Genomic DNA, 25,881 nt, shown 5'->3' with positions numbered 1-25,881 from the left:
ATGGCGAAAAAAAAAGTATACAAGAAAAAACGATATATAGTACCCATTAGCATAGTAGTATTGTTGATAGTCGGTAGGTTGTTACTACCATATTTTGTGAAAAACTATGTCAACAAGGTCCTTGCGGATATCCCTGGCTATTATGGCCAGGTTAAAGATATAGATATTTCGCTATTGCGGGGAGCGTACGTAATCGATTCACTTTATCTAAAACGGGTCAACGCAACCTCAGAAGTCCCGGTTTTGACCATTCCCAAAGCAGATATATCTGTAGAGTGGGGCGCATTGTTCAAAGGTAAAGTTGTAAGCGAAATTTACCTTTCGTCCCCTGAATTCATTTATGTATTCGAGGATCAACAGGAAAACGATACTGCCGACCCCGAGTTGGATGATTGGACCAAAGCTTTGACTGATTTGGTACCCATTGATATCAACAAATTTGGCATTACTAATGGAAAAGCTGCATTTGTGCAATTGAGCGCAGAGCCAAATATCGATTTACATTTTGCAGAACTGAACCTAAATGCAACCAATTTGAGGAATGTGGTACAAAAACAGCTCAATTTACCATCTGAGATACATGCTACAGCTATCTCAATTGGGAATGGCAAGGTAAATTTAGATGGTAGAATGGATTTGGTAAAACAAGTACCTGATATGGATATGGGTTTTTCTCTTGAGGGAGCTTCGGCAACAGCACTAAACGATTTTACAGAACACTATGCAGAAATCGATTTTGAAAGTGGTGATTTTAATCTTTACAGTGAAGTTGCCATTGCTGACGGGTATTTGACGGGTTACGTGAAACCATTGCTCAAGGATGCTAAACTGGTAGGGAAAGGGGATAGTTTTTTAGGAGTGCTTTGGGAAGGTTTTGTAGGTTTCTTCAAATTCTTATTGAAAAATAAAGGAAACAATACTTTAGCGACAAAGGTACCCATCGAGGGCGATTTAAACCAAGTTGAAGGTAAGGTTTGGCCAACGATTTTCAATATTGTAAAAAATGGGTGGATCAAGGCTTTTGAAAATCAGACGGAAGGAAATATCGAATTTGAGGATGCCGTAGAGAAAAGTCAAAATGAGAACTAATTAAGATATTTATGATATAAAACCAAAAACTCTGGCAATTGCCAGAGTTTTAAATATCTACTATGATGTTCCAATGTTAATTAGTTATCATCAGTTTCACCGTCCATTTCTTCTTTAACATCATTTGCTGCATCTTCCATTTCCTCTCCAACTTCTTCTCCTGCATCTTCTATATCTTCACCAACTTCTTCAATGGCATCTTCAGCTTTCTCTTCTTTAGTTTCACGACACTGTACTAAAGTAAATACAGATAACATCAAGATTGCTAATACGGTACTAAATTTTTTCATGATATATATTTTGGTTAATATTTTTTACAGAATTTTTTTTCTTCCGCTAATCAAAGATATAACAATTAGTACGAGAAATATAAAAAATAGAATTTTAGCGATTGAAGCTGCCCCGGCAGCGATTCCACCAAATCCAAAGATTGCGGCTATAATTGCCAATATAATAAATGTAACTGTCCAACGTAACATATTTATAAGTTTTAAGGTTAATTCTGATTAACTCTTAATCAGTACGTTACAAATTTGCTTAATTAATCCCATACCATTTACCGTAATAGCATGAGATATTGACTCATAAACTAAAAATATGTACACTATTAGTTTTCAGTATATTAAAAGCTTTAATTTGTCTATCTTTAAAATCGATATAAAGCTGTAGAATTGTGGTTAAAAAAATTAAGATAAAGGATCAGCACGCTCAAAAAATGATGGCTACCATTGCTTCAAGCCTTAACGCGGACTGGGCCGAGGATAACAGGGAATTTTCTATAAACTTACCGGAAGAGATAGGACATGGCTATATAAAGGCGTATGATTTTGACCATGGTATTACGGTATACGAGTTTGACTGTACATTGTCTAAAGTGTTGCATCTCGTTTTAGAAGAAGCGACAGTCCAGCCCTTACTGATTCTATTCAATAGGGAGGATGAAGTTAACTTTGAAGGCAGTGAAAGCGGAAGCAAGACAATTAAACATCTTGAGAGTGTCATTAGTTCTGAAGGGCTGAAAGGTACCCAAACATTAACTTTGAACAACCAGGATTCTACGTGCTTTTTTCTGATTCTTCTCAACAGAAAAGATTTTGAAGCTAAAATCGATGATTTTTTAGAAGATATGAAACCGCCCCTTTCAGATATTTTTAGGGACGTGAACGGTATAAACCCTTTTTACCATCAAGGATATTTCAGCCTGGATATTGCACAATTTATGGAGGAGTTCACCACCACGAGCTTGACGGGATTCATGCGATATGTTTTTCTTGAGGGTAAGGTCTTTGAGATACTGACACATTTTCTAAAGCAGTATGTGGATGATAGTCGAGACCCCAACGGACGGAAAATACCAAGAATCAATACAGTAGAGAAAATAGAGGAGGCGAGCAACATTATAAAGGAGGAGATGGCTCAATTAGGTAGTATATTGTCCTTGGCCAAAAGGGTAGGACTAAACCAAAATACATTACAGGAAGGATTTAAACAACTCTATAATAAATCTGTAAATCAGTTCATTCAAGAGGTTAGAATGGACAAAGCAAAAGATTTGATTGAATCAACTGAAGATAACATAACGGAAATCACTTATAAAATCGGAATAAATTCAAGGAGTTATTTTTCCAAGCTTTTTAAAGAACGTTTCGGTATTTCTCCAAAAGATTATGTTACAAAGCACCGCTCTTCTGAAGGAGACAAATCTGCGTAACCCTATTATTGTTTAACTTATTTTAGATATACTTTAACATTTTTGACATATTAACCAGTCAATATTGCTAGTTTATATTTCAAAATTGCTAAACCAAAAAATCAATACATTCTTTCTTTGCATAAATTGTCAATTACACAAAATGCAAGAAATTCGTATTGAAAATCAGAGTGTTGACTCCTTATTGGATGAACTAAACGTCATCTTAAGGGGTACTCTTGAAGAAAAATGGGGAGAGCGAACCTTGACTTTCGACAATGAATTGGGCAAGGGCATAATTCGCAGTATATCTTTTGACTGGGGCGTTTCGCTCATCGATTACGATGTAAACTTTAATCAAGATTTAAAATTGGTACATATCACCAACGGTGATACTCCCATAGAATTTATATTTATTACAGAAGGAAACCTTCATTATATACAAGATATCGAAAAGGAATCTGTTACACTTGAGCGATATCAAAATATTATCATATCCCCTAAAAAGAAATCCAAGAAAACATTTATTTTTCCAAATAGGGTAAATGTAAAGGTGAACTTTATTCAAATATTAAAAAAGAAATATGCTAAAAAGAAAAATAACAATTTAGCGTATTTGGGGGATGTTCTTAGTTCAATTTTTAAAGATGATACTGTTAGCCTTCCCTTTAAGCATCTGGGGAACTACAATCTAGAAATTGCCGATTATGTAAAACAAATCCGTTCAGACACCAATGAGGGTATGATAAAGACCTTGGGAATTGAAGGGAGATTAAATGTTATATTGGCCATGCAGTTGTTGGAGCACCATAAGTTTGAAAATAACATGACCTTGCCGGAATCTCTTGCCAGGGAAGATATTAAAAAGGTACAACGGCTCGCGGAATACATGGTGGACAATATATCCGGGCCATTAAATATTGCAACGTTATCTTCCATATCTGGATTGAGCGCAAAAAAGCTTCAAATTGGTTTTAAGGTATTATATGGAAAAACGGTAAATGAGTATTCCAAAACCCTTAAATTGGAAATTTCCAGGGACTATTTAAAAAATACAGAACTTTCAATTTCAGAGATTGTCTATAAAATAGGTATCAGTAGCCGTAGTTATTTTTCAAAAATATTCCATGAAACCTATGGCATTACGCCAACTGAATATCGTTTGAAATTATTGAAAAGAGCTAAAATTTAGAGGAAGTGTTTCCGCCAGGTATCCCTTCATAATATACAGGGTTTAACAGACTATCATAAACAATGTTTTTTTTAAAAAATTCACCAGCTATGGGATCGGCACGCAATTCCATAGCTGGTGGATTTTTGATGATATCGTTCACTAAATCTGTTTCCGTTGATTCGGAAAGCCATAAATCTTTCACATCGCTTGGTATCAGCAAAGGTTTCTCATTGTGCAAGTTGTGGTAATTGGCAATGAATTTATCTGTCTTGGTAGTAATTATGGAGCAACTGAGAAAACCGTCATCAAGCGTGCTATAGATTCCTGCAATACAAAAAGGCTTTTGGTCTACAGAACTTACATAATATGGGTATAGCTTCCCTTTTTTTAAGAAATATGTGAAGAATCCAGATACCAACACCAGAGATCTTTTGAACATCAGTAAATTTTTCATCCATTTAATGGAACTGAGTTTTGCCACATTTATATTTAGTGTATTCATTCCATTCTGAAAAATTTTCCAATCCTCTTTATAATCATCGGGCATCAATCCCCATATGGCATAATTTATATGTTCTGAATCCTGCATGGTTATAACGGAAAGAATGGATTCCGTCATTCCATCAATAATCATGTTGGGCGAATATAATTTTGGGTATTTAAATTTAAGTCCAAATACTCTCTCCATCTCTTCTCTATCTGCAGCATTTGAAAGTCTATGATACATAGTTCTATTTTCTTGATGCAAGTAACATTAAATTGTAAAATAGGCTTGACCCAAAAAAAAATAATTGTAACACGTTTAAAACTAAATGTTTAATAGTTTATGTTAATTGGCTATCATATACCCTTTTTCGTTAAACATTTCATTGATACTGTTAAACATGGCATTCTGAATAGTCTAATTTTGGCCATGATAGTTTGGTTGTCAGCTATCTAAATCCAAAAAAAATCCGATGGAAAAAAGAAAACAACGTGCCTACAAAGAGTTGAATCGGCTTTCATTGAATTTGAAAGGTGAAGTTCAGCAAGAGAATGATACGAATATTTTAAAACTTGCCGATGGTATCGGTAGGGGAGAAGTAAAATGTATCAATTTCGATGATGGTCTCTTTATGATGGAGTTTAATGTGCATCTTAAAGAGGATACTTATCTGGGGCTTGTGTCTGAAAACGACCAATCCATATACTTTTTATATTGTTTTGAAGGCGATTGTTTTTATACGGCCCACCACAATAACCATTTGGTCAAGCTCAACGAGCTGCAAACGGCAATCATAAAGACTACCAATGGTTTTACCGGAGGCCTGATACTCAAACCCAATTCTGATATTACATTGAATTTGCTTAGGGTAGATGTAAAAACCTATTTTGAAAAACATAACAACAATCCTACTTTTATAGCGCAAAAGTTTAAAAGCTTTCTTTCCGAACTCAACAGTAAGCACCATATGGTCCATTTGGGTAAAATGAATCTCGATATTGCGGACTACATTAAAAAACTTGGCAAGGCAAAATATGCTGATTCACTTTCCGAATTGCTTTACTTTGAAGGTATCTGTGTATTAATTCTGGCCAGTCACATTGAGCAGTATAAAAGGGAAATCAGCGGTGTGGTCAATCCAACAAAATTAATAAAGCGGGAATTGGTCAAGATAATGGATGTTGCCAAACATATACAGGAAAATCCTGAAATGTGTTTTACAATTGATAAGCTTTGTTTAAGGTCTAGTCTATCTGCCGCCAAACTCCAAGAAGGGTTTAAGTTTCTATACAACAGAACCGTATCCGATTTTATTAGAAACACCCGTTTGGAAAAAGCGGAAGCACTTATAAAAAATACGGATATGAACATTTCTGAAGTTGTTTATTCGGTTGGGTTAACCAGCAGAAGCTATTTTTGTAAAATCTTTAAGGCAAAATATAAGTGCAATCCAAAAGAATATAAATCGAAACTCAATATACGTATGTCAAGTGAGGTTTCGGAGCAACATGATTAGTCTTAAGAATCACATTGAATATATTCGTATTAAGAAGCTATCTGAAAAGTAAATTTTAAGTCATATTGAGTCCATTTGCAGATGGACTCAACATGACAAATACGATGACTATGGACTTTTTGGAATTTGGTACTAATGCAAATATTCCAGAGTTCTGATATGATTCAACATTGCTTCGGCCCTGTTTTTCATTTTTAAGAACACATTTTTGGAACCTCTCGAAAAAAAGGTCCTATGATTTAATTTCGAACCTTTATTGATGTCCACTTCATCTTTACGAAACACTTTCTCTTTTTGTTTTTTCTCAGTTTCTGACATAATCAATGAATTCGTTTCCATCCAAAGTTTAAAGACCTTTGAATTGATTTCTTCATTACAATGAAAATCTTTTTCTTGAAATTCCCGTGCATTCTCTTTGTTGGAAAGTTCTTTATTTTTCATGGTCTTACCAATCTATTTTGAATATTAACAATATCTTGTATATTTCAGATAATGGCAGCTATTTTTTATTGTTTGAGATAACCTTTAAATTTCTTTGCCCACTCTTTGTAACATGATTCACTTCTTCATTTCGATAATTTGAAGTTCTGCTGTTAAAAGTGGAAGGTTCTGAAATTAAGGTTTCGTATTCCACTGTTTTTGAAAGTTTGCTATAGTATTGTTTGTTATAAACTCTACTATTAATTACCATAACAATGATTCCCAATGCAAAACCCATAACCAAACCAAAATAGATTTCCATCTGTAAGCAATGTTTTAATAAAGTTAATTCTGATGTATTTCTCGGGTGAACTCAATACATAGAATAATTGATTCTTATAGCATCATACATGGATTTTAGCATCACCAGCCCAATGTTTGTAGGGGATACCTTATATTTTTGGAATTCAAGAATTACAAAATAATTTTTTAACTAAAGAAGAGATTATTTTAAACAGCGATATCCTCTTCCGTAAAAATTTCATTTGTGGCGGAGGTTCTTCTTGCCAGCACTGCCAATCCAAAAGTTAATACTCCCAAACGTCCAATGAACATTAAGACAATAATCACTATTTTTCCAAACTCGGTAAGATTTCCAGTAATTCCCGTGCTCAGACCTACTGTTCCCAATGCGGAAGCCACTTCAAAAAGTATATTCTGAAATTCTGATTGTTCCGTAAAAGTGAGCAAGAAAGTTCCAAAAAATATAATGGAAGTATAAAATATAAAAGATGAAGTAGCAATATAAAGTCTTTCAAAAGGGATTTTTTTGCCCAAAAAAGTTATTTGTTTATTGCCTTTAAGTCTGCTTACAATGATGGCAACCATAGCGGTCAACGTTGTTATTTTCATTCCCCCTGCAGTGCCTGAAGGAGATGCACCAACGTACATTAAAAAAATGACAATCAATAAAACGGGCAGTAAAAGCACACCGTAATCTACGGTATTAAAACCTACAGTTGTCATTGCACTCATTGCTTGAAAAAATGAGACTAGAAAACGTTCTGTACCCTGTAAATCGCGTATGGTGGGCTCAAATAAAAACAAGAACAAAAAACCAATGGCGAGCAAAGAAATGAATCCAATAAAAATAATTTTTGTAGTGAAACTCAATTTATGTCCTTTTTTTCGAACCCATAAAAAGGAATCGGTAACCACGATAAAACCTAAAGAACCTGCGATTGCTAAAAATGAGATGATAAAATTAATAAATCCGTTATCCGAGAATTCCGCAAAACTGGAATTGTACAAACTAAAACCTGCGGTACAGAAAGCACTGATACTATGAAAAAGAGCACTCCATAAAGCTTCACCAGTGGCTTGCCCATCCATTTTAAAAGCAATAAAGAACAGGATGGTGCCAATAAATTCCATTATAACAGTAAAAAAAATCACTGATTTTAAAAAGTCGGAAATTTTTATGGTAACGGGCAGAGTAAATTCAGATTTTAAAATCTTTTGGTGCCAGTGGGTCAGTTTTCTGGTGGTGGACAACAACATAAAGGTAGTAAATGTAAGATACCCAATACCGCCAAGTTGAAACAGGCACATAACGATGAACTGGCCAAATCCCGTATAGGAATCCACAACGCTTACCGTAACCAAACCTGTAGTGGATACTGCAGAGGTTGCAATAAATAAATTATCCAAAATATTTATGGGTACTTTTTGGGACCAGGGTAAAAGTAGCAGTATAAAGCCCGCTGTAACGTAGGTCAGAAAACCATAGAATAGATTTTGTTGGGGACTTAGGCCCAGTTTAAATTTAAAATACTTAAGATTTAAAGACCTGTAAATAGATTTTAAATTGGCCATGATGCCTTGGTCGTCGGTTTATTGTTGGTATTTAGTGATTACTTATTGGCTATATCTATCGGCTTTGGAATGTTCAATGTTCTTATTGGGAAAGGGATATCAATGTTGTTTTCATCAAATACACTTTTTATTTTGATCATAGCTTCGGTCTTGGCCTTTGCCACTTCTAGAGCGGATGTTGAATTTATCCAAAACCTGGTTTCAAAATTTATGGAACTATCACCAAATTCCCTGTAGAGAAATAATACATCAGTTTTATTCTCAACAGCCTCAAAGTTTTTTGCGATAGTACTTGTTACCAAATTACGAACTTTTTCCAAATCCGAATCGTACCCAACGCCACATTCCAATATTACCCTGGATTGTGCCGTTGTAGAAAAATTCTTTATTGGATTCTCTACCACCAATTTGTTGGGAATATAGACCATATTATTGTCGACTTGCTTAATGGTCACTACCCTTAAATCAATATCCACAACCTCTCCTTCATAAGAATTTGTCTCTATCCAATCACCAAATTTTATTTGTTTGACATAGGATAGAATAATACCGGAATATGTGTTTGCCAAAGCCCCTTGAAGTGCCAGACCAACAGCCAAACCAGCAACACCTGCCCCGGCAAGTATGGTGTTGAGCGCTTTGCCAAGATTTAAGATACCTAGTACAAAAAACAGTCCAACGATGATGACGAGTATGGCAACAATTTGTGAAATCAATTGCTTCATACTTTCTTGTAGATTGGTTCTTGAGGCCAGTCTATAAGCAATTTTCTTTATGTATTTTGAAATAAGAGCTGCAATTGCAAAAACCAATATCGCCAAAATGATATTTGGCAAACTGACAACGAAAGCATTGAACCATCCATCCAGTTTGTCCCACATTTTGCCCAGTGCATTTTCAAATTTCTCTTTCATGTATTTAGTTATTTTTTAAGGTTACCGGAAAATAATCTTTGATCATTTCCAAAAATAGTATTTCGTAATTGGATTGATTGTCGATTTTTCCATTTATTATTTCCACATCGTTAGGTGTTTTCAAAACTCCTTTTTCATAATAGGTTCGTTCAATCTTAGGATGCACATAATATTTTCGGCATACGTTTCTCGTATTTCCCAAAACGGATGCTGCACTGTCGTATCCTTCCAGAATTTTCTTTTTCTTATCGTCCTCAGAATCAGCGACGCCACTTTTGTACAAAAACTCGAAAAAGGCGACCGATGCGCTCCAAGTCCTAAAATCCTTTGCCGTAAACTCAGCTTTACAAACATCAAATAAAAAGTCATTGACCATAGTACTGTCAACCCTTCTTTTTATACCGTTCTCATCATAAAATTGAAAAAGTTCCCAGCCAGGCAACTCTTCACATTGGCGAACAAGACGTATTAATTTTTTATTCCTTATAGTGACTTTATGTTTTTTGCCCCGCTTACCTTGATATTCGAAACGTAGATTTTTACCTGAATGATTGACGTGGCGCTTTCTAAGGGTAGAAAGACCGTACGTGTGATTGTGGTTGGCATAATAATCGTTCCCAATTCTCATACTCGTTTCATCCATGAGCGCAATGACCAAACTTACTAATTTTTGCTTTGACCAATCTTTTAATGCAAGATTTGCCTCAATAATCGATCTTAGTAGAGGTAATTTCCTGCCAAATTCCTCCATTCTATAGAATTTGGTTTCATTTCTGACTTTTGACCAAAGGGGATGGTATCGATATTGTTTTCGTTGTTTTAAATCCCTGCCAACAGCCTGTAAATGTCCATTGGAGAGATAGGAAATTTTTACATTTTCCCAAGCGGGTGGTATGGCAAGTGTTTTAATGCGATTTTCAGTAGCCTCATCGATAGGCTTGTCTTCGTTGAAATAGGCAAATTTTTTACGATTTTTTTTTCTGTAAATGGAAAGATGTTCGTCATTGGTATAAATTAAATCCAGTTTTTCAATATTATCTTCTGGATTTTTTATGATTCCATCTATTATCTGTTGAATATGGTGAGAGGCCATGATATTATCGTTCTACTCCCTTATCCTTCATATAGTTCTCGTAGGAAACCGCTAAATCTTTTTTCTGATTATCTTTTAGTGCCTTCCCCGCTAATTGAAAAACCTCTTGTTCTTCTTCGTCTAAATGATGCTCTACTTTTTCTTTTAATTTTTTAGCAGTGACCAACCAAGCAGGAGAACTATATTCTGTATCATCAAGTTCTTCAAGGAGTTCGTCTATTTCATGATGTTCCGCGATACTATGTCTTGCTTTTTCCTGTGTAATATCTGCAGAGATCAAAGGTTTGTAAAAAAACCGTTCTTCGGCATCTGCATGTTGCTCAAGTTGCTCCTTTAGTTTGCCGTACAATGTATTTCTATCCTCACTATCACCTGTGGTATTAACCAATTTATCCAGTAACGACCTCTGTTTATCGTGGTCTACGCGCAGTGCTTCAAAAATTGTTTTCATAGTTTCTTTTTTAAGTGTAAAATGGCCCCTAATATAGGAGCCATTTTTGGGTAACCAACCAATCAAACCAAAATTGACTTACACTAGTTATAGATAACAGTGTAGTCATCAATTTTGCTCTTAAGATCTTCTATGGAAGTTATATACTTGTATCTTGAATTAAAAACCCTGTCAGGACGCTCACCTACAATATAATATTTTACGTTAAGATCAGGCGCATTAAGTGTTACTTGATCGGATATTCTCATTTTCTTATCATCCAAAGAGGTATCTGATTTCTCAAGTTTCGCTATAACGTGCAATGTATTCTTACTTGCAAATATTTCTTCAATTTCAATATCGTGTTCGTAGTCGGAAACTTCGGCCTCGATCATTAATGTGCGCTCTTCTTTATCCCCAAATTTATTATCCGGCATATCTACATCAATATAGGGCACTTCTACTTCTTCCTCTTCCATTACAATTACGACTTTTGGCACTTCAACGGTTTTTGTAGTGGTTCCTACATTTACATCTGCCCATTTTACATCGTATTCCGGCAATTCGCCTGCTTCCGTATCTACGTCAACATCAATGGAAGGAAGCTCTCCCTCTTTTTTCTTTTCTATATTGCACGCAGATAAAGTTGACATTACTATTGCCAATAAAAATAATTTTTTCATGGTATTGTGTTTGTTTTTTTCAAAAGTAAGTCTGTATGTCTTGGATTAAGTGCTTTAACGATTTAATGATTATCGTAAATAATTCTTGAATTTTGGCGGATGATAAAAGCACTAATTATTCGTTTAGAACAAACGATATTTAATAAGCTTCATATCTTCGGCATTTAAAAAGTAGTTCAAATGGAAGGAAAATTTTCAAATGTAAAGGCATTGTACGTTAACTGTACGCTAAAGCCATCTCCCAAAAAGAGCCATACAGAAGGTTTAATGAAGGTTTCCATGGAAATAATGAAAAAAGAGGGGGTTAATGTTGATTATATCAGGTTGGCAAATCACGAGATTCCTCCTGGACTGGTACCTGATATGACTGAAAAAGGATTCGATAAGGATGAGTGGCCAAAATTATACGAAAAAGTAAATACTGCAGACATTTTAATTATAGGTACCCCAATATGGTTGGGCGAACGTTCCTCGATTGCGTCACGGTTAATTGAAAGATTATATGGCATGAGTGGAAAAACCAATGATAAAGGGCAGTATTTATATTATGGTAAAGTAGGAGGCTGTATTATTACGGGCAATGAAGATGGTATAAAGCACTGTAGTATGGGCATTTTATATGCACTACAGCACTTGGGATATAGTATTCCACCGCAGGCCGATTGTGGATGGATAGGTGAAGCAGGGCCTGGACCAAGCTATTTGGATGAGGAGTCTAATGCAAAAAAAAATGAGTTCACCAATAGGAATACTACCTTTATGACCTATAATCTCTTACATTTGGCCCATATATTAAAAGCCAATGGGGGATATCCTCCCTACGGAAATTCCAGAGATGAATGGGATGATGGCACACGATGGAATTTTGAAAACCCTGAATACAGATAATATGAAAGCAGAACAGACATTAATTTGCATACCGGATATAAGTGGGTTTACGGAATTTATGAGCGATGTGGATTTTGAATTGAGTTCAAGGGTCATACCATCATTGCTCAACAAAGTAATTTATTCCAATACTATAAATTTAAAGGTATCTGAAATAGAGGGTGATGCCGTACTTTTCTATCGCCATGGCAAGTTGCCAAAGCTGACAGACTTAATAAACCAATGCAGAACTTTTTATACCGAATTCTATAAGCAATTGGATGTACTGAGAAAAGCATATTCCTCTGATGACAAAGCCATAAAGATTCCTCAAATTCTAGGTTTAAAAATTGTACTGCACTATGGTAATGAAATTGCATCGGCACAAGTCGGCAATAGAATAAAGTTACTGGGAGAAGATGTGATAATCGCACATAGATTGTTAAAGAACGATATAGAAGCAAAAGAATATCTTTTAATCAGTAACGTGCTCCTTGAACAATATGATAAAGATGAAATAGGAGGTGAGTTTGATTGGGCCATTTTAAAGGAGGGTGGTACCACTTATGAACATATAGGAGAATTAAAATATCATTATATACCCCTAAATCCATTAGTTGATTAATCTTTAGCATAAATTTTTAAACCAAAAAAACAAATTTCAAGATATATTATTATTAAAATTAAAGTGTAACAATTTGAATTGAGAGCATTTTTTGTTTTATTAGCTTAACAAAATACTTAAACAAATTTGTAATTTTACAATGGGTAAGAACTTCGGTTCATAATTAATCAAATACAGTTCTTTATGATTACTATCAAAATTGATGCTGAGGATACTGAAGGAACAGTTAAGCAGATACGCGACAAAATTGGTGGTCAAATTGTTGAACGTTGGGGTGAGTATACCTTAAATATTGAAAATGAAAATGCTTCGGGAAATATACGGTTCATAACATTTGATTGGGGCGTTAGTTTATTGGAATACGATATCACTTTTTACAAAGAGGTTACATTGATAATGAACACCTCTAAATTTAATCCCATACATTTCTCATATTGTTTAGAAGGTTATTGTGCCCATAAATTCGGTTTTCAACGCGATGAGGAAATCAAAATTTTAGAACAGTACCAATCAGTAATTATAACCAGTAGAGATGGAGATTATAATTATGGTTACTTTCCAAAGGATTTAAAATTGGCAATCAATGTGATTCAAATAGCACGAAAACCCTTCTTGCGCAAACGTTTAAATCAAGGCGAAGAACTCAATCAGAAATTATATAGTGTATTTCTTGATACGGACCATGAAAAGGTGTTTTCATATTTTGGCACCTATAATCTAAAATTAGCTGACAAAATCAGTGCTCTAAGAACTGTTAAAGGGAAAGGCATGATCAGAATTATGCAAATTCAAGGTCTGGTATACCAAATACTCTCAATGCACATGCTTCAACATAACAGAGAGGTAAACAATAAGCCATTACCGACAACGCTATTAAAGAGAGAGTTGGCGGTTATTAGAAATTGCGCAAAAAATATAGAAAAGAATATTTCCAAGCCCTATACATTGGAAACTATATCTATGGATACTGGTCTTACGCAGGCCAAACTTCAAGAGGGCTTTAAATTGCTTTACAGTCAAACCGTTACTGAATTTATAAGAAACGCAAGATTAGAAGTTTCCAGGGACTTAATCAACAATACTGATTTAAGTATTTCAGAGATCGTATACACGATAGGTTTTACAAGTAGAAGTTATTTCTCCAAAATTTTTAAAGAAAAATATGCTTTAAGTCCCAGTGAGGTGAAAAATAATAAAAAGCAAATGTCAGCGGTGGCCTAACAATTTTTACTTAATAATTTTCTTCAACATGTAAGCTATGGCAATTTTTTTGAAGGGACTGATAAATTTATTGATTAAACTCAAAGGTTGCATTGCCTCTTCAAAATCATCTTTATTTGATTTGAGCTCTTCCAAACTAATGTCTTTCTTTAGTCTCAAGATTTTCAGCTCTTGTTTAATGTCAGATATAGAGTCATAATCTACTTTATTCATCGTGTAGCATGGATTTAGAAAGTTTGCTGACAATAATCTTTTCAATCTTTTTTCTCATAATGATGATAACCATCAAAAATAGGCCATAAATCAAAGCTGCAATTACAAAACCAATTGCAGTATTTCCCATAGCTTCACCAATATATAGAGCCAGTGCTATAGATAAAAACAACAACAAAAATAGACCAAGACTTCCGATCAAAGAATATTTCACAAGATTCGTGCTGAATTCTGCAACGTGCAAAAAAAGCTTTAATTTATAATACTCCCAAGAATGTTGAATCAATTCTTGGGAGTCTTCAAAAGATTTTGATGTTAGGGTACTCAGTTTCTTAGGCGAGCTCATTAGGGTGCGGTAATTTCTGATTAGGACGTTGCAATTTTTTGTTCTTTAATTTCAGCTCTTTCAATTTTGCTTCCAATGTAGTAATTACGTCTTCCGTTTTGTAGCTAGCAGAGCTTACCAAAGACTCCATTTTATCCTCCAAAGTTGAAGCTTTGCTGGACAATGTATCCGCTACCTGCTGCTTAATCTCGCCTGTTTTGGTTGCTACCTCGTCAACTAGGGAGTTTGATTGCTCTGCCAATTTTCTTCTGGTGTTTGTACCTTTGTCAGGAGCAAATAAAATTCCCACAACGGCACCGATTGCGGTACCCGCCAAGATTCCTAATAATGTATTGCTGCTATCACTCATAATTTGTTTTTTTAAGATTTATCAAAAATAACCCGAAATAGGACGATCATTTATCGCTATTGCATTAATCCTTGACTTGAATCGGAAAAGGGAATGGGTCAAAGAAGATATCGTTTGAAACAAATATCTATAAAGTACCAAAGTATCTTGCACCGTTAGAATGAATAATACTGAATAGTTATGAAACAAGGTGAAGAAAATACAAAGTTCGTTAAGAACGAAGAAGAGCCTACAAGAAAGTATATCTTTCAGAATAATACTAAAACCAAAACTGCTTTCTACTTTATACTTGCGGCTTTGATTCTGTTAATTATAGCAGTAGCAATAACAGGTTTTGGATTTTAGACCAAACACTTATTTTCTCCCAATCATTTTACCAATCAATAAACCAAACACACAACATTATGTTGAACAAACGCTGCAAGATTCCTTCAGTACTTTTAATTTTTGTTAGTTTTTCAATTCTTTTCTTAGGGTGTGCGTCTTATAAAGAACAACAAAAAAATCTTGAACCAACCCTTAGTATAAATAATAAAGTGAACCATACTTTTTTTATTGCCGGTGGTATGGGAAATGTTACTGAGACCCCCACAGACGAATTATACCAAAAGTTGCAATCAGAATTGAAATCTGCCGGCTCAAAGAGCACCGTCATTTTTACAGGTGATAATATTTCTGAAAAACTGGGAAATTGGGAAGCGGACAAATCGCTGATGGATAAACATCTCAATATCACAAGCGAATTTTTGGGGAACACAATCTTTATTCCGGGAAACAATGAATGGAAGGCTTACAATAGCAAAAAAGTAGAAAAAATTGAAGACTATATTAAAGACAAGGATAATGATAGACTCTCGTTTTTTCCCGAAAATGCTTGTCCTATAGAACATAAAGTAATCAACGATGATTTGGATTTGATTTTGATAGATTCAAAATGGTTTATTGCAAATTGGTCCAGAATTGAGAATATCAATAAAAAATGTACAGATATTGTAACCAGGAGAAGGTTTATGGAAGAACTGGAAGGTTACATTAACGATGGCCAAGGAAAGAATATTGTAATTGCAATGCACCATCCAGTTTTTAGCAACGGTGTTTATGCAGGAAACCAGACCATTGGCGACCATTTAAAACCAATTCCCGTTTATGGAACCCTCAAAGAGGCCGTTATGGATTTAGGGTCGTTTAACCCAGACCATTTAAATTCAAGAAGGTACAACTACCTCCGTATTTTGGTAACTGCCTTGGCACAATCTTCAGAAAGGGTAACCGTTGTTTCCGGGCATGAAGAAAACCTGCAATATTTATATGGTGGTGGAATACATCAACTGATCAGTGGTTCTTTGGGAAGCAAAAGTCCTACACATATTTCCAAAGAAAGAATCACAGCCATAGGCGGTACGCTTGAGTATGAAGGTAAATATACTTATGGAGCAAGGGGATTTGTAAAGCTCGAATATTTTGATGATGGAAGCTCTAAAGCCACTTTCTATAATGAAGATGATATGGAAGGAAAAGTGCAAATAAACCTTCTTCCAAAACTGGAAAAAGACACCACAATCAAAAAATACGATAAAGTTGAAAAGAAAACCGTTAAAGACGTGGTTTTGGATGACCCAAAAGCTTATGAAAAAAGTGGTTTTTATAAATTTCTTTGGGGTGAACGCTATCGAAAATACTTTGGTGAATCCGTAACTGCCCCCGTGGCTTATTTGGATACACTGCATGGAGGATTAAAAGTTGTAAAGGAAGGTGGAGGACACCAATCCTTCTCGTTAAGGCTAGAAGATGAACAGGGTAGGCAATATTCAATGAGATCTTTACGGAAAAACGCACTAAAATTTCTAAAATTCAAACTTCCGGGAATTGCTTACAATCAAGATGACTATCAAGATACTTGGGCAGAAAAGGTAATTTCCGATTTCTTTACCACAGCACATCCCTATATGCAATTGACCGTTAATCCATTGGCAAAGGCTGCTGGCGTCAACCATTCGGACAATGACCTGTTCTATATCCCAAAGCAGGACGCCTTGGAAGAGTACAATGAAAATTTTGGTGATGAGCTTTATTTTGTGGAGCGTAGACCTTCAGAAGAACAGGCAAATTATAAAGGGTACAGAAGAACAATAAATGAATCCGGGAAGGTTACAGATTACGAAAGCACTACCGATATGCTGGAAAAAATCAAGAGCGATGAATCATATACCGTAGATCAAAAAAACTTTATTAGAGCTAGAATTTTTGATATGTTGATAGGGGACTGGGATAGACACCAAGATCAATGGAGATGGATAGAGTATGAAGGAAGGGATGGTGAAAAAGAGTTCATGCCAATACCTCGCGATAGGGACAATGTGTTCCCCAAGTTTGATGGATTCGCAATGGGCCTTATCAAACTTTTTGTTCCAAACAGCAGAATGTGGCAGACTTTTGATGAGGATATCAATAATGTAAAATGGCAGAACATGGGAGGCCAAAAATTAGACCGCGCATTATTGAACAGTCACGGGACACAAGTCTGGGTAGATGAAGCGAAAGCGATTCAAAAGAATTTGACAACTGCGGTCATAGAAAAAGCTTTTCAAAGACTCCCAGCCGAAGTAAGGGATGAAACAATCGAAGAAATCAAGGAAAATTTGAAAAAAAGGCTTCAAATGTTGGATGAAGCGGCCGAACAATATGCAGAATACCTAAATAAGATAGTGACCATAACCGGAACAGAGAAGGATGATTTATTTGAAGTTGAACGTAGGCCTGACGGTATAACGGAGGTCGTAGTAAAACGTTTGCTGTCCGATGAGAAAAACGAAATAATTTATCAACGGGTATTCAATAAGGATGAAACCAAGGAAATCTGGCTTTATGGTCTTGGAGATGATGACGAATTCAATATTGGGGGTAACGGGGACAATGAAATAAAAATCAGGATCGTAGGAGGCTACGGGGAAGATGAATTTAATATTAAAAATAAGAAACGACTAAAAGTTTACGAATGGAATCATGAAGAAACCATTTTTAATGATCAAGTTCCATCTAAACAAATAAGTGACATCTACAAAACCAATTCCTTTCATTGGCGATATTTTAAACCAAATATGAACATACTTGTTCCAAATATTGGCTTTAGACAAGATGATGGCCTGTTTTTGGGCCTCAGCGATACTTATACCATAAATGGTATAAATGGAAACTCTTTTAGACAAAGGCATCAATTGGCAGCTAATTACTATTTTGGTTTTCAAGCTACCGAAGTCAAATACAAAGGCGTTTTTGGCAATATATTTCCTTCATGGAATTTTGAGATCGATGGCTATTATACAAGCGATAGGTTTGCGAAAAACTTTTTTGGATTCGGCAATGAGACCGTGAACGAAGAGAATCAATTGACCAGGGATTTTTACAGGGCTAGGCTAAGACAACTTAAAGCCAGCGTAGGTTTGGCTTACTACAGTCTAAGATTTAGGGGACTCGTAGAATCTTTCCGGTTAAATGAAAATGACCAGAGGCTTTTCAATACAGATAATTTTTCTCCCGAAATATTTGAGAATCAGACATTTTTGGGAGCAGAATTAACTGGTGATTACGACAGAACCAATGCTGATGATTTCCCGACCAAGGCAATTTATTTTGGTTTTGCAGCAGGGTATAAATACAATTTAAATACGGATAACAACAAATTTGGTTATGCTTCTTTAAGAGTAGGCTTTGACTATAAATTGATTCCATCTGGCGACCTTGTTCTGGGGTCTACCGCCAAAGTAATGACCAACATTGGGAATAATGAATTCTTTTTCTATCATGCACCTTCAATTGGCGGGGACAATGGATTAAGGGGCTTTAGGGACGAACGTTTTTCAGGTAAATCCTATTTCTTCCAGAGTACGGACCTTAAACTTCGCCTAAAAAGATACATAACTGCAGTTTCCCCCGTAACCATCGGTATTTATGGAGGATTTGATTACGGTAGGGTTTGGGTAGAAAACGACAATTCAAATGTTTGGCATATATCGCAAGGTGGAGGATTCTGGATCAGTAGTCTAAAAGCACTAAAGTTTCAGATAGGGTATTTCAATTCAAGAGAGACCAATCTACTTCAGGTAGGTCTTGGAATCCCTTTTTAAATAATAAGTATGAACGTATCGGATCAATTATTACAGATATTAAAAAACGAAGGTGTAAAACACATATTCGGTGTAGCAGGCGATGCTTTGAATCCATTGGTTGATGCTATTGCAAAGCAGGATGATGTAAAATGGATTGGAGTCAATCATGAAGGCAATGCTTCTTATGCGGCCTTTGCGCAAGGGGAATTGGGTAACAACTTTGGAGTTTGTGCAAGTACGGTCGGTCCTGGAGCATTACATTTGGTCAATGGTCTTTACAATGCAAAAAAAGAGCGTTCCCCAGTTTTGGCGATTACCGGACAGATACCCATTGAGCATTTAGGAACAGCATACCACCAAGAAGCGGACTTGACGAAAATATTTGATGACATTTGTGAATATCAAGCTGTAGTACGTTCCCCTGAAGAAGCACCAAGGGTAATTCTCAGGGCAATTAGAATAGCAGTCAATAAAAACTGTGTCTGTAGGGTAGAACTCCCATCCGACATCGCTTTTATGAAAGCTGAAAATGAATTCTTCGTTCATAAAGTCTTTCGTTCCAAATCATTGACCGTGCCAAGCAGCGAATACTTATTGGAAGCCTCAAAAATGATAAATACTGCTGAGAAAGTTGGAATTTTGGCCGGTGCAGGTTGTAGAGAAGCAAGAGCTGATGTTCTAGAACTTTCAGAACATATAAAAGCTCCCATTACCCATTCTTTAAGATCATCGGACATCTTTGATCATAGCACTAAAAATGTAGTCGGTCTAACGGGATTGATAGGAAACAAATCAGGCTACGAAGCAGTAATGGACTGTGACCTATTATTGATGCTTGGTACTGACTTTCCTTATACAAACTACTTACCAAAAAATACCAAAATAATCCAAATTGATAAAAGGGAAGAAAATATAGGCAATAGAACACCTATAGATTTGGGTATACACGGCGATATAGTTTCTGTAATCCCCCAATTAAGAAAATTGATACATGCAAAAGAAGATGGTTCGTGGCTTAATTCATTGAACGAAAATTTCAGAACATGGAAAAACAACATGCATGAAAAAGGCAGCACGGACAGGGAGATGTCACCTACACACCCCCAGATAGTTGCTAAATCTGTTAGTGACCTGGCCAGTGATGATGCTATTTTTACCATAGATACAGGGACTTCTGCCATATGGTCTTCCAATATCATGAATTTCCACTCTGGACGTAGGATTATAGGTTCCTTCAATCATGGCTCTATGGCAGTGGGGCTTCCTGCGGCTATTGGTGCACAACTACAATTTCCCAAGAGAGAAGTTTGGGCAATGGTCGGGGACGGAGCCTTCAATATGTCAATGCATGACTTTAAAACTGCGGTCACCTATAAATTACCCATTAAAATCATCATTTTCAATAACTCAGAGTTAGGTTTTGTTAAAATTGAAATGGAAGAAGCGGGGCTGGCTCCAAATCTGGATGCATTGGCAGTTAATAATATAGATTTTGCCGCTTATGCAAAACTTTGTGGAGGAGACGGAATAACCATAAGCGAAGCGGATCAGGTCCATGATGCTGTGATAAGGGCAAAAAACTCAAAATTGCCTTTTATTATCAATGCTGTGGTCACTAGTGGAGAACTTGCACTTCCGCCCAAGATTGAATTGGAACATGCCGTTAACTTTGGCGTTTCCAAAACAAAAGAATTGTGGAGGGCCTTAAAAGGGGATAGGGCACAATGGGATAATATTAAAAAAGAGATTGAATCATATTTTGATTAGGGTTTTCCCATTATGCGAACAAATAGAAGTTGAATCTTAAAACATTCGAAATGGACAATATTGTAGAAGAAGCCAAATTACATATTAAACAGCTTTACGAAGAGTCTAGAAAAGACGGCCTGTTATTTCGCAATTGGGAATTAAAATCGAGATTGCTTGATAATGCAGATGATTTGTTGGAGACTACAGCGCTTGAAAAGAAAGAAAAAGAATCAATATACCTTGTTGTTCTTTTTATGGATATCCATTTATTAAAGAACGGTCTGGATATCTATTCTTCGATTCAACAGCTACAGCTGTTCCTAAAAACAAAAAAATACACCGACAACGAGTTAAAAACCCTTGAAAGTCTGTTACTTTTTACAGATAATGACGAAATCCCAAATAACAAGATGGAGGAAATCATTAGCGATATCCAATACTCTTTTTTGGGTGGGGAAGATTATAGATTACTCTCAGAATTATGGCGAGAAGAGCTTCAAAATTTGAGGGATGAAGATATTTCTTTATCAGAATGGCGAAAAAACCAATTGTATCTCTTCAGAAGCAAACACCAGTTCTATACAGATTATGCAATTGAAAATTGGGGTCCACAAAAAAAGACGAACCTAAAAAAATTGGTGAAGGCCAAAAAAAAGGGAAAGAAACTGGTCCGAAAAGAAAAACTGAAAGCCAAATTTAAAGGAAAGATTGTTGATAGGGGAGTGCAGACGCTCTATAGGGTAACCTTACGAAACCATATAAAGTTGAGTGATATTGCCGACACCAAAGCCAATATCCTACTCTCTGTAAATGCAATAATCATATCCTTGGCGTTGGCAAACTTGATTCCTAAACTCGATAATCCCACCAATTCGTATTTGATCTACCCAACCTTTATTTTTATAATATTTTGTATTGCTGCTATGGTAATGTCCATCATGGCAACTAGACCAAATGTTACAAGTGGGGAGTTTACAAAAGAAGATGTAAAAAGCAAGAAAGTAAATTTATTGTTTTTTGGTAATTTTCACAAAATGGAATTGGCAAATTATGAGTGGGCTATGCAGGAGTTGGTGAAAGACAGGGATTATATTTATAATTCGTTGACTAAAGACCTCTACTATCTTGGAATCGTACTAGAGCGAAAGTATAGACTGTTACGATGGACGTATACCGTTTTTATGATTGGTATGATTGTATCGGTGATTGTGTTTTCCATATCCCTAAAATTCTTCGGTCCGGAAAGGGTTCTTCCCGTTGAAAATCTTTTGGGTCAATAATCCAAGTATAATTCTATATGCATCAATCTTAATATGTATTGTTACAATTAGATTTTAGGACTATCTTACCTTTATACATATATCAAAAAATTATTAATCATTTAAAGAGACAAAATATGAAACACTTAAGAAAAGCAATAGTGCTATTATTTGTTGTTGCAGGAGCTACAGCATTTGCACAATCGGATTCAGAAAAGATAAAGGGACTTATGAGCGATGCCGATAGCGCTAAAACATCTTTATTGGCCGCAGATCCAAATCTGGAAGATTTTTTTGATAATTCTGCGGGTTATGCTCTTTTTCCCAATGTGGGTAAGGGCGGTCTTATAATTGGAGGTGCATCTGGGAACGGAATTGTTTATGAAGATGGTATGGCAATCGGGAAAGCGGGCCTAAAAAAGCTGAATGTTGGATTGCAGGCTGGAGGACAGTCAATCATTGAAGTAATATTTTTTGAGACTACCGAAGATTTGGAAAAATTCAAGGAAGGTGATTTTGAATTTGGTGCTGAAGTATCCGCAGTTGCAGTAAAATCCGGTATCGCTGCTAATGCAAAATATAAAGATGGCGTGGCAGTCTTTGCACTTCCAAAAGCTGGGCTAATGGCTAGCGCATCAGTGGGCGGTCAAAAATTCAGTTATGACGAGTTTGACAAGTAGAACTAAAACACCTCTAATTAAAAACGGGGCAATTATAGAATTGCCCCGTTTAGTTTGGTAATAGTTTTTTAAAATCTCTAAAGTGGTTTTTTACCTGAAATTACATTGTATAGAATTACGATTACCGCAATCACCAACAATACATGGATAAGACCACCTGTAGATAGGCCTGGTATAACACCTAAAAGGCCTAAAAGCCAGACTACAATACAGATAACCGCAACAAGCCAAAGTAAACTTCTCATAATTTGTATGTTAATTTGTTCGGTGAAAAAATATATATTTCCAAGAAGTATCCTAAACTCTTATGGTTTTAGTTTTAACTCAATTGAAATTTTCAAAAAACAAATATGCTGCATATAAAGAATAATTTTTTTGTTTTAAGCACTTATATACTTTTAACATGCTCTTGCATATCCGAAACAAAAGGGCAGGCGCCCCAAGAGGTAAAAAGTACTTTTATTGATATGTACCCAAATGAAAATGATCCTGATTGGCATTTGGACAAAAATGGGAATTATGAATCACATTTTAAAATTGACGGCATCTCTTACAGGGCAGACTTTACACCTGAGGGAAAATGGATTGAAACAGAAAGTTCCATCGATAAAAAAGATGTGCCCAAAGCAATAAAAGAGGCTATAGAAGATAATTATAAGGATTTAAAAATTGTTGAAATAGAAAAAGTTCAACACCATTCTAAAGGGACGTTTTATGATGTTGAGTTCAAAAAGGATGGATCTAAGGTTGATATTGAATTCAATTCAAAAGGTGAAATAATAAATTAATTCCTTTATCTAAATTCCATATTCATTTTTATAGATTTTAACGATAATCAGGAAAAGACTTATTAAAAGTGGCCCAAAAATCAAACCGATGAACCCAAACATGGGTATTCCTATAATAACACCGATTAATGTAATAAGAGGATGTACATCATCGATACGTTTAAGAATATAGAGTCTTATGAAATTATCAGTGGTGCCTATAACGAAAAATCCATAAATAAAAATAGCCCAAGCTGTTGAAGTTTGCCCGTTGGAAAGCAACAACAAAAAAAGTGGTAGAATTCCAATTGCCGTTCCTACAAAAGGAATCATTGAGCCAATGGTAACAATTAGTGCCCAGAACCAAGGTTCATTTATTCCGAATATCAAGAACCCGATAAGTGCCACTATACCTTGTGCAATAGCCACAAGTGGAATGCCCAGGGCATTTGCCCTTACCATTTGGCGTACTCCACTGCCAATTAAATTTAAATTTCTATCAGTTATAGGTATATATTCGAACAAGGTTTCTTTAAGGCGTTTTTGATTTGTAAGCATATAAAATAAAAGAAAGTACATAATCGCGATTGAAACAGTAGCATTAAAGGCTCCACCTGCAAAATTGTTCAATTGGTCGGAAATAAACCCTGAAATACGTTCCGAATCGAAAACTGGTGCTATATCTACTCCAAGTCTATCATTGATATTCTTTAGTTTCTCAGATACCAATTTAAAAACTGCTTCGGATTTTACCACGGCCTTACCTATTTTATCAGCTGTCATAAGAACAATTCCTAAAAACGGGAGAAGAATGGCAATAAGAGAGAACAACATTAGGATTAAAGCAGAAAAATTTTTTCCTAAACCCTTTGAAAGGAGTTTTTTCATATGTTTTCTTAATAAAACATAAAAAGTTATCGCTCCTAAAACACCCGAAAAATACGGGAGAAGTTCCATAAAAATTAAAATAGATATTACAGTGATACTGACCAGAACAAAAATCTGTCTAATGGAAAGGCTGCTTATTTTACCCATATTATATGGTTGGTTTTATTTTTTGAAATTACATAAAGTCGGTGTAACAGACTTAAGTTATTACCAAATAAGTTAAGCTTTGTAGTAAAACAGTTCCGTTATCTTTTATGTTGAAGATAATAATATAACAACATTAATATTTTTTCAAAAAAATCAGAAAAGAAAGTATTACTATTATATATTAATAGTTTAACTATTATTTATGAATAGTAATAGTATCAGATTTATTTAATTATTTATTTTTGTCGACTAATAAAAATTAAATCAATTATTATGAAAAATTATTTTAAGCCCTTTGTTTTTATAGCGCTATCAACAGTTGTAATAGCTGTCCAAGCGCAGGATATGGATACATCAGAAAACAATAAAGTTCTAATAGATAAAAATCGTATTCTAGTTGAGGATGTATTAAGCGCTGAGGAGCAAGCTTTGCTTTCACCTGAAGATGTATTAATGAATCTCCGAGCTGGAAATGAACGATTTGTACGTAGTGATTTAACAGCTAGGGACCATTCTGTTCAAATTAGGGAGAGTGTAGCAGGTCAATATCCTAAAGCTATTGTTCTTTCTTGTGTTGATAGTAGGGTGCCGGTAGAAGATGTTTTTGATAAAGGAATTGGTGATATGTTTGTGGCACGGGTAGCGGGAAACTTTATAAATAATGACATTTTGGGAAGTATGGAATTTGCGTGCAAAGTGTCAGGAGCTAAATTGATATTGGTAATGGGCCATGAGAACTGTGGCGCAATCCACGCTGCCATTGATGATGTGGAATTAGGAAATATAACCGGTATGCTGGCCAATATAAAGCCGGCAATTAAAATGTCAACTAAAGCCAAAGGAGAAAGATCTTCCAAAAATCGTCTTTTTGTTCACGAAGTAAGCGAGAACAATGTAAAACATGCAGTAGAAAAGATAAAAGCCGATAGTCCTATACTCAATGAAATGTATATAAAAGGAGAAGTTGCAATTAAAGGTGCAGTCTATGATATGGACACAGGCGTTGTTAATTTTCTAGATTAACCAATCGCATTTAATACATGGCATCTAATCTAAGTCAATTCTCTAGTCACTCTATATAAGGTATAGTCGGTTTTATTTTCTTGTCAAATAGGCTATCCAAGCAGTTAATAGTTTCCAAACATATATTTGGAATTATTAGCTGTTTTTTTATCTCGTTATTTTTATGGGAACCGTTTTATAAATCTTGATTTAAAAATTAAATATTGATCCAGAAGGCCCATTCGTAAACGGAAACCGCCCATTGGTTAATTGAGGTGTCTAAAATCAATAATT

General features: G+C 35.4%; 29 protein-coding genes. 14 read left to right on the top strand and 15 right to left on the bottom strand.

Annotated features, from left to right (window positions below; genetic code table 11):
- A complete protein-coding gene (locus HME9304_RS00970) occupies window positions 1-1,089 on the top strand; it encodes an AsmA family protein (protein ID WP_112376811.1) in 1,089 nt (362 codons plus the stop codon).
- 80 nt (window positions 1,090-1,169) lie between these two features.
- On the opposite strand, the gene HME9304_RS00965 is transcribed toward HME9304_RS00970, so the two are convergent.
- Window positions 1,170-1,379, bottom strand: coding sequence for a hypothetical protein (locus HME9304_RS00965; RefSeq protein ID WP_112376810.1), 210 nt, complete (start codon window positions 1,377-1,379; stop codon window positions 1,170-1,172).
- Between the two features lie 24 nt (window positions 1,380-1,403).
- Complete coding sequence (locus tag HME9304_RS00960; RefSeq protein WP_112376809.1) at window positions 1,404-1,568, bottom strand: DUF1328 family protein; 165 nt, start codon at window positions 1,566-1,568, stop codon at window positions 1,404-1,406.
- A gap of 236 nt (window positions 1,569-1,804) precedes the next feature.
- On the opposite strand from HME9304_RS00960, the gene HME9304_RS00955 reads away from it, so the two are divergent.
- Both HME9304_RS00955 and HME9304_RS00950 read left to right on the top strand, forming a co-directional pair.
- The gene (locus HME9304_RS00955) at window positions 1,805-2,800 is read left to right on the top strand and encodes a helix-turn-helix domain-containing protein (protein WP_112379685.1); all 996 of its coding nucleotides are present in this window, start codon (window positions 1,805-1,807) and stop codon (window positions 2,798-2,800) included.
- A 142-nt stretch (window positions 2,801-2,942) separates the two neighbouring features.
- Complete coding sequence (locus HME9304_RS00950) at window positions 2,943-3,971, top strand: helix-turn-helix transcriptional regulator (RefSeq protein WP_112376808.1); 1,029 nt, start codon at window positions 2,943-2,945, stop codon at window positions 3,969-3,971.
- Here HME9304_RS00950 and HME9304_RS00945 read toward each other — a convergent pair.
- Entirely contained in the window at window positions 3,961-4,680 is a 720-nt protein-coding gene (locus HME9304_RS00945; RefSeq protein ID WP_112376807.1) for an SOS response-associated peptidase, read from the bottom strand. The genes HME9304_RS00950 and HME9304_RS00945 overlap by 11 nt on opposite strands.
- Before the next feature lie 229 nt (window positions 4,681-4,909).
- Between HME9304_RS00945 and HME9304_RS00940 the strand changes: the two genes are divergently transcribed.
- A complete protein-coding gene (locus tag HME9304_RS00940; RefSeq protein ID WP_112376806.1) occupies window positions 4,910-5,953 on the top strand; it encodes a helix-turn-helix transcriptional regulator in 1,044 nt (347 codons plus the stop codon).
- 132 nt (window positions 5,954-6,085) lie between these two features.
- Here HME9304_RS00940 and HME9304_RS00935 read toward each other — a convergent pair whose 3' ends face one another.
- The 7 genes from HME9304_RS00935 to HME9304_RS00905 all read right to left on the bottom strand — a co-directional run bounded on the left by HME9304_RS00935 (window position 6,086) and on the right by HME9304_RS00905 (window position 11,368).
- Entirely contained in the window at window positions 6,086-6,394 is a 309-nt protein-coding gene (locus HME9304_RS00935; protein ID WP_112376805.1) for a hypothetical protein, read from the bottom strand.
- Window positions 6,395-6,452: 58 nt separating this feature from the next.
- Entirely contained in the window at window positions 6,453-6,695 is a 243-nt protein-coding gene (locus tag HME9304_RS00930) for a hypothetical protein (RefSeq protein ID WP_112376804.1), read from the bottom strand.
- 188 nt (window positions 6,696-6,883) lie between these two features.
- Window positions 6,884-8,248, bottom strand: coding sequence for a TrkH family potassium uptake protein (locus HME9304_RS00925; RefSeq protein WP_112376803.1), 1,365 nt, complete (start codon window positions 8,246-8,248; stop codon window positions 6,884-6,886).
- A 38-nt stretch (window positions 8,249-8,286) separates the two neighbouring features.
- The gene (locus HME9304_RS00920; RefSeq protein ID WP_112376802.1) at window positions 8,287-9,162 is read right to left on the bottom strand and encodes a mechanosensitive ion channel family protein; all 876 of its coding nucleotides are present in this window, start codon (window positions 9,160-9,162) and stop codon (window positions 8,287-8,289) included.
- Window positions 9,163-9,166: 4 nt separating this feature from the next.
- On the bottom strand, window positions 9,167-10,255 hold the full coding sequence (locus HME9304_RS00915; RefSeq protein WP_112376801.1) for a DNA topoisomerase IB: 1,089 nt from the start codon (window positions 10,253-10,255) through the stop codon (window positions 9,167-9,169).
- Window positions 10,256-10,259: 4 nt separating this feature from the next.
- The gene (locus tag HME9304_RS00910) at window positions 10,260-10,706 is read right to left on the bottom strand and encodes a hemerythrin domain-containing protein (RefSeq protein WP_112379684.1); all 447 of its coding nucleotides are present in this window, start codon (window positions 10,704-10,706) and stop codon (window positions 10,260-10,262) included.
- A gap of 83 nt (window positions 10,707-10,789) precedes the next feature.
- Window positions 10,790-11,368 (bottom strand): hypothetical protein, encoded by a 579-nt coding sequence (locus HME9304_RS00905; RefSeq protein WP_112376800.1) that lies wholly within the window; start codon window positions 11,366-11,368, stop codon window positions 10,790-10,792.
- Window positions 11,369-11,548: 180 nt separating this feature from the next.
- Here HME9304_RS00905 and HME9304_RS00900 point away from each other — a divergent pair, with 180 nt between their 5' ends.
- The 3 genes from HME9304_RS00900 (at window position 11,549) to HME9304_RS00890 (ending at window position 14,081) form a co-directional block, all read left to right on the top strand.
- The gene (locus HME9304_RS00900) at window positions 11,549-12,256 is read left to right on the top strand and encodes a flavodoxin family protein (protein WP_112376799.1); all 708 of its coding nucleotides are present in this window, start codon (window positions 11,549-11,551) and stop codon (window positions 12,254-12,256) included.
- Window positions 12,171-12,860 carry a DUF2652 domain-containing protein gene (locus HME9304_RS00895; protein ID WP_239023356.1) on the top strand — a complete coding sequence of 230 codons (690 nt, stop codon included), beginning with the start codon at window positions 12,171-12,173 and terminating at the stop codon, window positions 12,858-12,860. Before HME9304_RS00900 ends, HME9304_RS00895 begins: the two co-directional genes overlap by 86 nt.
- A 183-nt stretch (window positions 12,861-13,043) precedes the next feature.
- On the top strand, window positions 13,044-14,081 hold the full coding sequence (locus tag HME9304_RS00890; RefSeq protein ID WP_112376797.1) for a helix-turn-helix domain-containing protein: 1,038 nt from the start codon (window positions 13,044-13,046) through the stop codon (window positions 14,079-14,081).
- A gap of 6 nt (window positions 14,082-14,087) precedes the next feature.
- Here the strand turns inward: HME9304_RS00890 and HME9304_RS00885 are convergent, their stop codons facing one another.
- Genes HME9304_RS00885 through HME9304_RS00875 form a run of 3 tightly spaced genes read right to left on the bottom strand, consistent with a single transcriptional unit; the run spans window position 14,088 to window position 14,989 of the window.
- Window positions 14,088-14,294 (bottom strand): DUF6327 family protein, encoded by a 207-nt coding sequence (locus HME9304_RS00885; RefSeq protein WP_112376796.1) that lies wholly within the window; start codon window positions 14,292-14,294, stop codon window positions 14,088-14,090.
- Complete coding sequence (locus HME9304_RS00880) at window positions 14,287-14,640, bottom strand: hypothetical protein (RefSeq protein ID WP_112376795.1); 354 nt, start codon at window positions 14,638-14,640, stop codon at window positions 14,287-14,289. The genes HME9304_RS00885 and HME9304_RS00880 overlap by 8 nt, the downstream gene beginning before the upstream one ends.
- Window positions 14,627-14,989 carry a YtxH domain-containing protein gene (locus tag HME9304_RS00875; protein ID WP_112376794.1) on the bottom strand — a complete coding sequence of 121 codons (363 nt, stop codon included), beginning with the start codon at window positions 14,987-14,989 and terminating at the stop codon, window positions 14,627-14,629. Before HME9304_RS00875 ends, HME9304_RS00880 begins: the two co-directional genes overlap by 14 nt.
- A gap of 180 nt (window positions 14,990-15,169) precedes the next feature.
- Between HME9304_RS00875 and HME9304_RS16845 the strand changes: the two genes are divergently transcribed.
- From HME9304_RS16845 to HME9304_RS00850, 5 genes are all read left to right on the top strand, one after another.
- Window positions 15,170-15,334 (top strand): hypothetical protein, encoded by a 165-nt coding sequence (locus tag HME9304_RS16845; protein ID WP_164674698.1) that lies wholly within the window; start codon window positions 15,170-15,172, stop codon window positions 15,332-15,334.
- A 191-nt stretch (window positions 15,335-15,525) separates the two neighbouring features.
- Window positions 15,526-19,113 (top strand): ShlB/FhaC/HecB family hemolysin secretion/activation protein, encoded by a 3,588-nt coding sequence (locus HME9304_RS00865; RefSeq protein WP_239023355.1) that lies wholly within the window; start codon window positions 15,526-15,528, stop codon window positions 19,111-19,113.
- A gap of 9 nt (window positions 19,114-19,122) precedes the next feature.
- Window positions 19,123-20,862, top strand: coding sequence for a thiamine pyrophosphate-dependent enzyme (locus HME9304_RS00860; protein ID WP_112376791.1), 1,740 nt, complete (start codon window positions 19,123-19,125; stop codon window positions 20,860-20,862).
- A gap of 50 nt (window positions 20,863-20,912) precedes the next feature.
- Window positions 20,913-22,124: a Pycsar system effector family protein gene (locus tag HME9304_RS00855; RefSeq protein ID WP_112379683.1), complete on the top strand. Its 1,212-nt coding sequence runs from the start codon at window positions 20,913-20,915 to the stop codon at window positions 22,122-22,124.
- A gap of 116 nt (window positions 22,125-22,240) precedes the next feature.
- On the top strand, window positions 22,241-22,783 hold the full coding sequence (locus tag HME9304_RS00850) for a lipid-binding SYLF domain-containing protein (protein WP_112376790.1): 543 nt from the start codon (window positions 22,241-22,243) through the stop codon (window positions 22,781-22,783).
- Window positions 22,784-22,860: 77 nt separating this feature from the next.
- Here HME9304_RS00850 and HME9304_RS00845 read toward each other — a convergent pair whose 3' ends face one another.
- Window positions 22,861-23,028 carry a lmo0937 family membrane protein gene (locus HME9304_RS00845; RefSeq protein WP_112376789.1) on the bottom strand — a complete coding sequence of 56 codons (168 nt, stop codon included), beginning with the start codon at window positions 23,026-23,028 and terminating at the stop codon, window positions 22,861-22,863.
- Between the two features lie 105 nt (window positions 23,029-23,133).
- Between HME9304_RS00845 and HME9304_RS00840 the strand changes: the two genes are divergently transcribed.
- Entirely contained in the window at window positions 23,134-23,571 is a 438-nt protein-coding gene (locus tag HME9304_RS00840; protein WP_112376788.1) for a PepSY-like domain-containing protein, read from the top strand.
- Window positions 23,572-23,580: 9 nt separating this feature from the next.
- Here the strand turns inward: HME9304_RS00840 and HME9304_RS00835 are convergent, their stop codons facing one another.
- A complete protein-coding gene (locus HME9304_RS00835; protein WP_112376787.1) occupies window positions 23,581-24,585 on the bottom strand; it encodes an AI-2E family transporter in 1,005 nt (334 codons plus the stop codon).
- Between the two features lie 273 nt (window positions 24,586-24,858).
- On the opposite strand from HME9304_RS00835, the gene HME9304_RS00830 reads away from it, so the two are divergent.
- Window positions 24,859-25,608, top strand: coding sequence for a carbonic anhydrase family protein (locus HME9304_RS00830; RefSeq protein ID WP_112376786.1), 750 nt, complete (start codon window positions 24,859-24,861; stop codon window positions 25,606-25,608).
- Window positions 25,609-25,881: the final 273 nt, after the last annotated feature.

The organism is Flagellimonas maritima (assembly GCF_003269425.1).
In the GTDB taxonomy this organism is placed as follows: domain Bacteria; phylum Bacteroidota; class Bacteroidia; order Flavobacteriales; family Flavobacteriaceae; genus Flagellimonas; species Flagellimonas maritima.
The sequence above is the reverse complement of the archived record's forward strand: the minus strand, read 5'-3'. Positions and strand labels throughout refer to the sequence as shown.

What these genes read in the sequence shown, in the direction of transcription:
- HME9304_RS00920 (WP_112376802.1), bottom strand. Translation starts at nt 9,162, where the DNA reads ATGAAAGAGAAATTTGAAAATGCACTGGGCAAAATGTGGGACAAACTG.
- HME9304_RS00940 (WP_112376806.1), top strand. Translation starts at nt 4,910, where the DNA reads ATGGAAAAAAGAAAACAACGTGCCTACAAAGAGTTGAATCGGCTTTCA.
- HME9304_RS00855 (WP_112379683.1), top strand. Translation starts at nt 20,913, where the DNA reads ATGGACAATATTGTAGAAGAAGCCAAATTACATATTAAACAGCTTTAC.
- HME9304_RS00930 (WP_112376804.1), bottom strand. Translation starts at nt 6,695, where the DNA reads ATGGAAATCTATTTTGGTTTGGTTATGGGTTTTGCATTGGGAATCATT.
- HME9304_RS00910 (WP_112379684.1), bottom strand. Translation starts at nt 10,706, where the DNA reads ATGAAAACAATTTTTGAAGCACTGCGCGTAGACCACGATAAACAGAGG.
- HME9304_RS00895 (WP_239023356.1), top strand. Translation starts at nt 12,171, where the DNA reads ATGGGGGATATCCTCCCTACGGAAATTCCAGAGATGAATGGGATGATG.
- HME9304_RS00945 (WP_112376807.1), bottom strand. Translation starts at nt 4,680, where the DNA reads ATGTATCATAGACTTTCAAATGCTGCAGATAGAGAAGAGATGGAGAGA.
- HME9304_RS00845 (WP_112376789.1), bottom strand. Translation starts at nt 23,028, where the DNA reads ATGAGAAGTTTACTTTGGCTTGTTGCGGTTATCTGTATTGTAGTCTGG.
- HME9304_RS16845 (WP_164674698.1), top strand. Translation starts at nt 15,170, where the DNA reads ATGAAACAAGGTGAAGAAAATACAAAGTTCGTTAAGAACGAAGAAGAG.
- HME9304_RS00850 (WP_112376790.1), top strand. Translation starts at nt 22,241, where the DNA reads ATGAAACACTTAAGAAAAGCAATAGTGCTATTATTTGTTGTTGCAGGA.
- HME9304_RS00835 (WP_112376787.1), bottom strand. Translation starts at nt 24,585, where the DNA reads ATGGGTAAAATAAGCAGCCTTTCCATTAGACAGATTTTTGTTCTGGTC.
- HME9304_RS00885 (WP_112376796.1), bottom strand. Translation starts at nt 14,294, where the DNA reads ATGAATAAAGTAGATTATGACTCTATATCTGACATTAAACAAGAGCTG.
- HME9304_RS00840 (WP_112376788.1), top strand. Translation starts at nt 23,134, where the DNA reads ATGCTGCATATAAAGAATAATTTTTTTGTTTTAAGCACTTATATACTT.
- HME9304_RS00860 (WP_112376791.1), top strand. Translation starts at nt 19,123, where the DNA reads ATGAACGTATCGGATCAATTATTACAGATATTAAAAAACGAAGGTGTA.
- HME9304_RS00880 (WP_112376795.1), bottom strand. Translation starts at nt 14,640, where the DNA reads ATGAGCTCGCCTAAGAAACTGAGTACCCTAACATCAAAATCTTTTGAA.
- HME9304_RS00950 (WP_112376808.1), top strand. Translation starts at nt 2,943, where the DNA reads ATGCAAGAAATTCGTATTGAAAATCAGAGTGTTGACTCCTTATTGGAT.
- HME9304_RS00905 (WP_112376800.1), bottom strand. Translation starts at nt 11,368, where the DNA reads ATGAAAAAATTATTTTTATTGGCAATAGTAATGTCAACTTTATCTGCG.
- HME9304_RS00900 (WP_112376799.1), top strand. Translation starts at nt 11,549, where the DNA reads ATGGAAGGAAAATTTTCAAATGTAAAGGCATTGTACGTTAACTGTACG.
- HME9304_RS00830 (WP_112376786.1), top strand. Translation starts at nt 24,859, where the DNA reads ATGAAAAATTATTTTAAGCCCTTTGTTTTTATAGCGCTATCAACAGTT.
- HME9304_RS00970 (WP_112376811.1), top strand. Translation starts at nt 1, where the DNA reads ATGGCGAAAAAAAAAGTATACAAGAAAAAACGATATATAGTACCCATT.
- HME9304_RS00875 (WP_112376794.1), bottom strand. Translation starts at nt 14,989, where the DNA reads ATGAGTGATAGCAGCAATACATTATTAGGAATCTTGGCGGGTACCGCA.
- HME9304_RS00915 (WP_112376801.1), bottom strand. Translation starts at nt 10,255, where the DNA reads ATGGCCTCTCACCATATTCAACAGATAATAGATGGAATCATAAAAAAT.
- HME9304_RS00960 (WP_112376809.1), bottom strand. Translation starts at nt 1,568, where the DNA reads ATGTTACGTTGGACAGTTACATTTATTATATTGGCAATTATAGCCGCA.
- HME9304_RS00965 (WP_112376810.1), bottom strand. Translation starts at nt 1,379, where the DNA reads ATGAAAAAATTTAGTACCGTATTAGCAATCTTGATGTTATCTGTATTT.
- HME9304_RS00925 (WP_112376803.1), bottom strand. Translation starts at nt 8,248, where the DNA reads ATGGCCAATTTAAAATCTATTTACAGGTCTTTAAATCTTAAGTATTTT.
- HME9304_RS00955 (WP_112379685.1), top strand. Translation starts at nt 1,805, where the DNA reads ATGATGGCTACCATTGCTTCAAGCCTTAACGCGGACTGGGCCGAGGAT.
- HME9304_RS00890 (WP_112376797.1), top strand. Translation starts at nt 13,044, where the DNA reads ATGATTACTATCAAAATTGATGCTGAGGATACTGAAGGAACAGTTAAG.
- HME9304_RS00935 (WP_112376805.1), bottom strand. Translation starts at nt 6,394, where the DNA reads ATGAAAAATAAAGAACTTTCCAACAAAGAGAATGCACGGGAATTTCAA.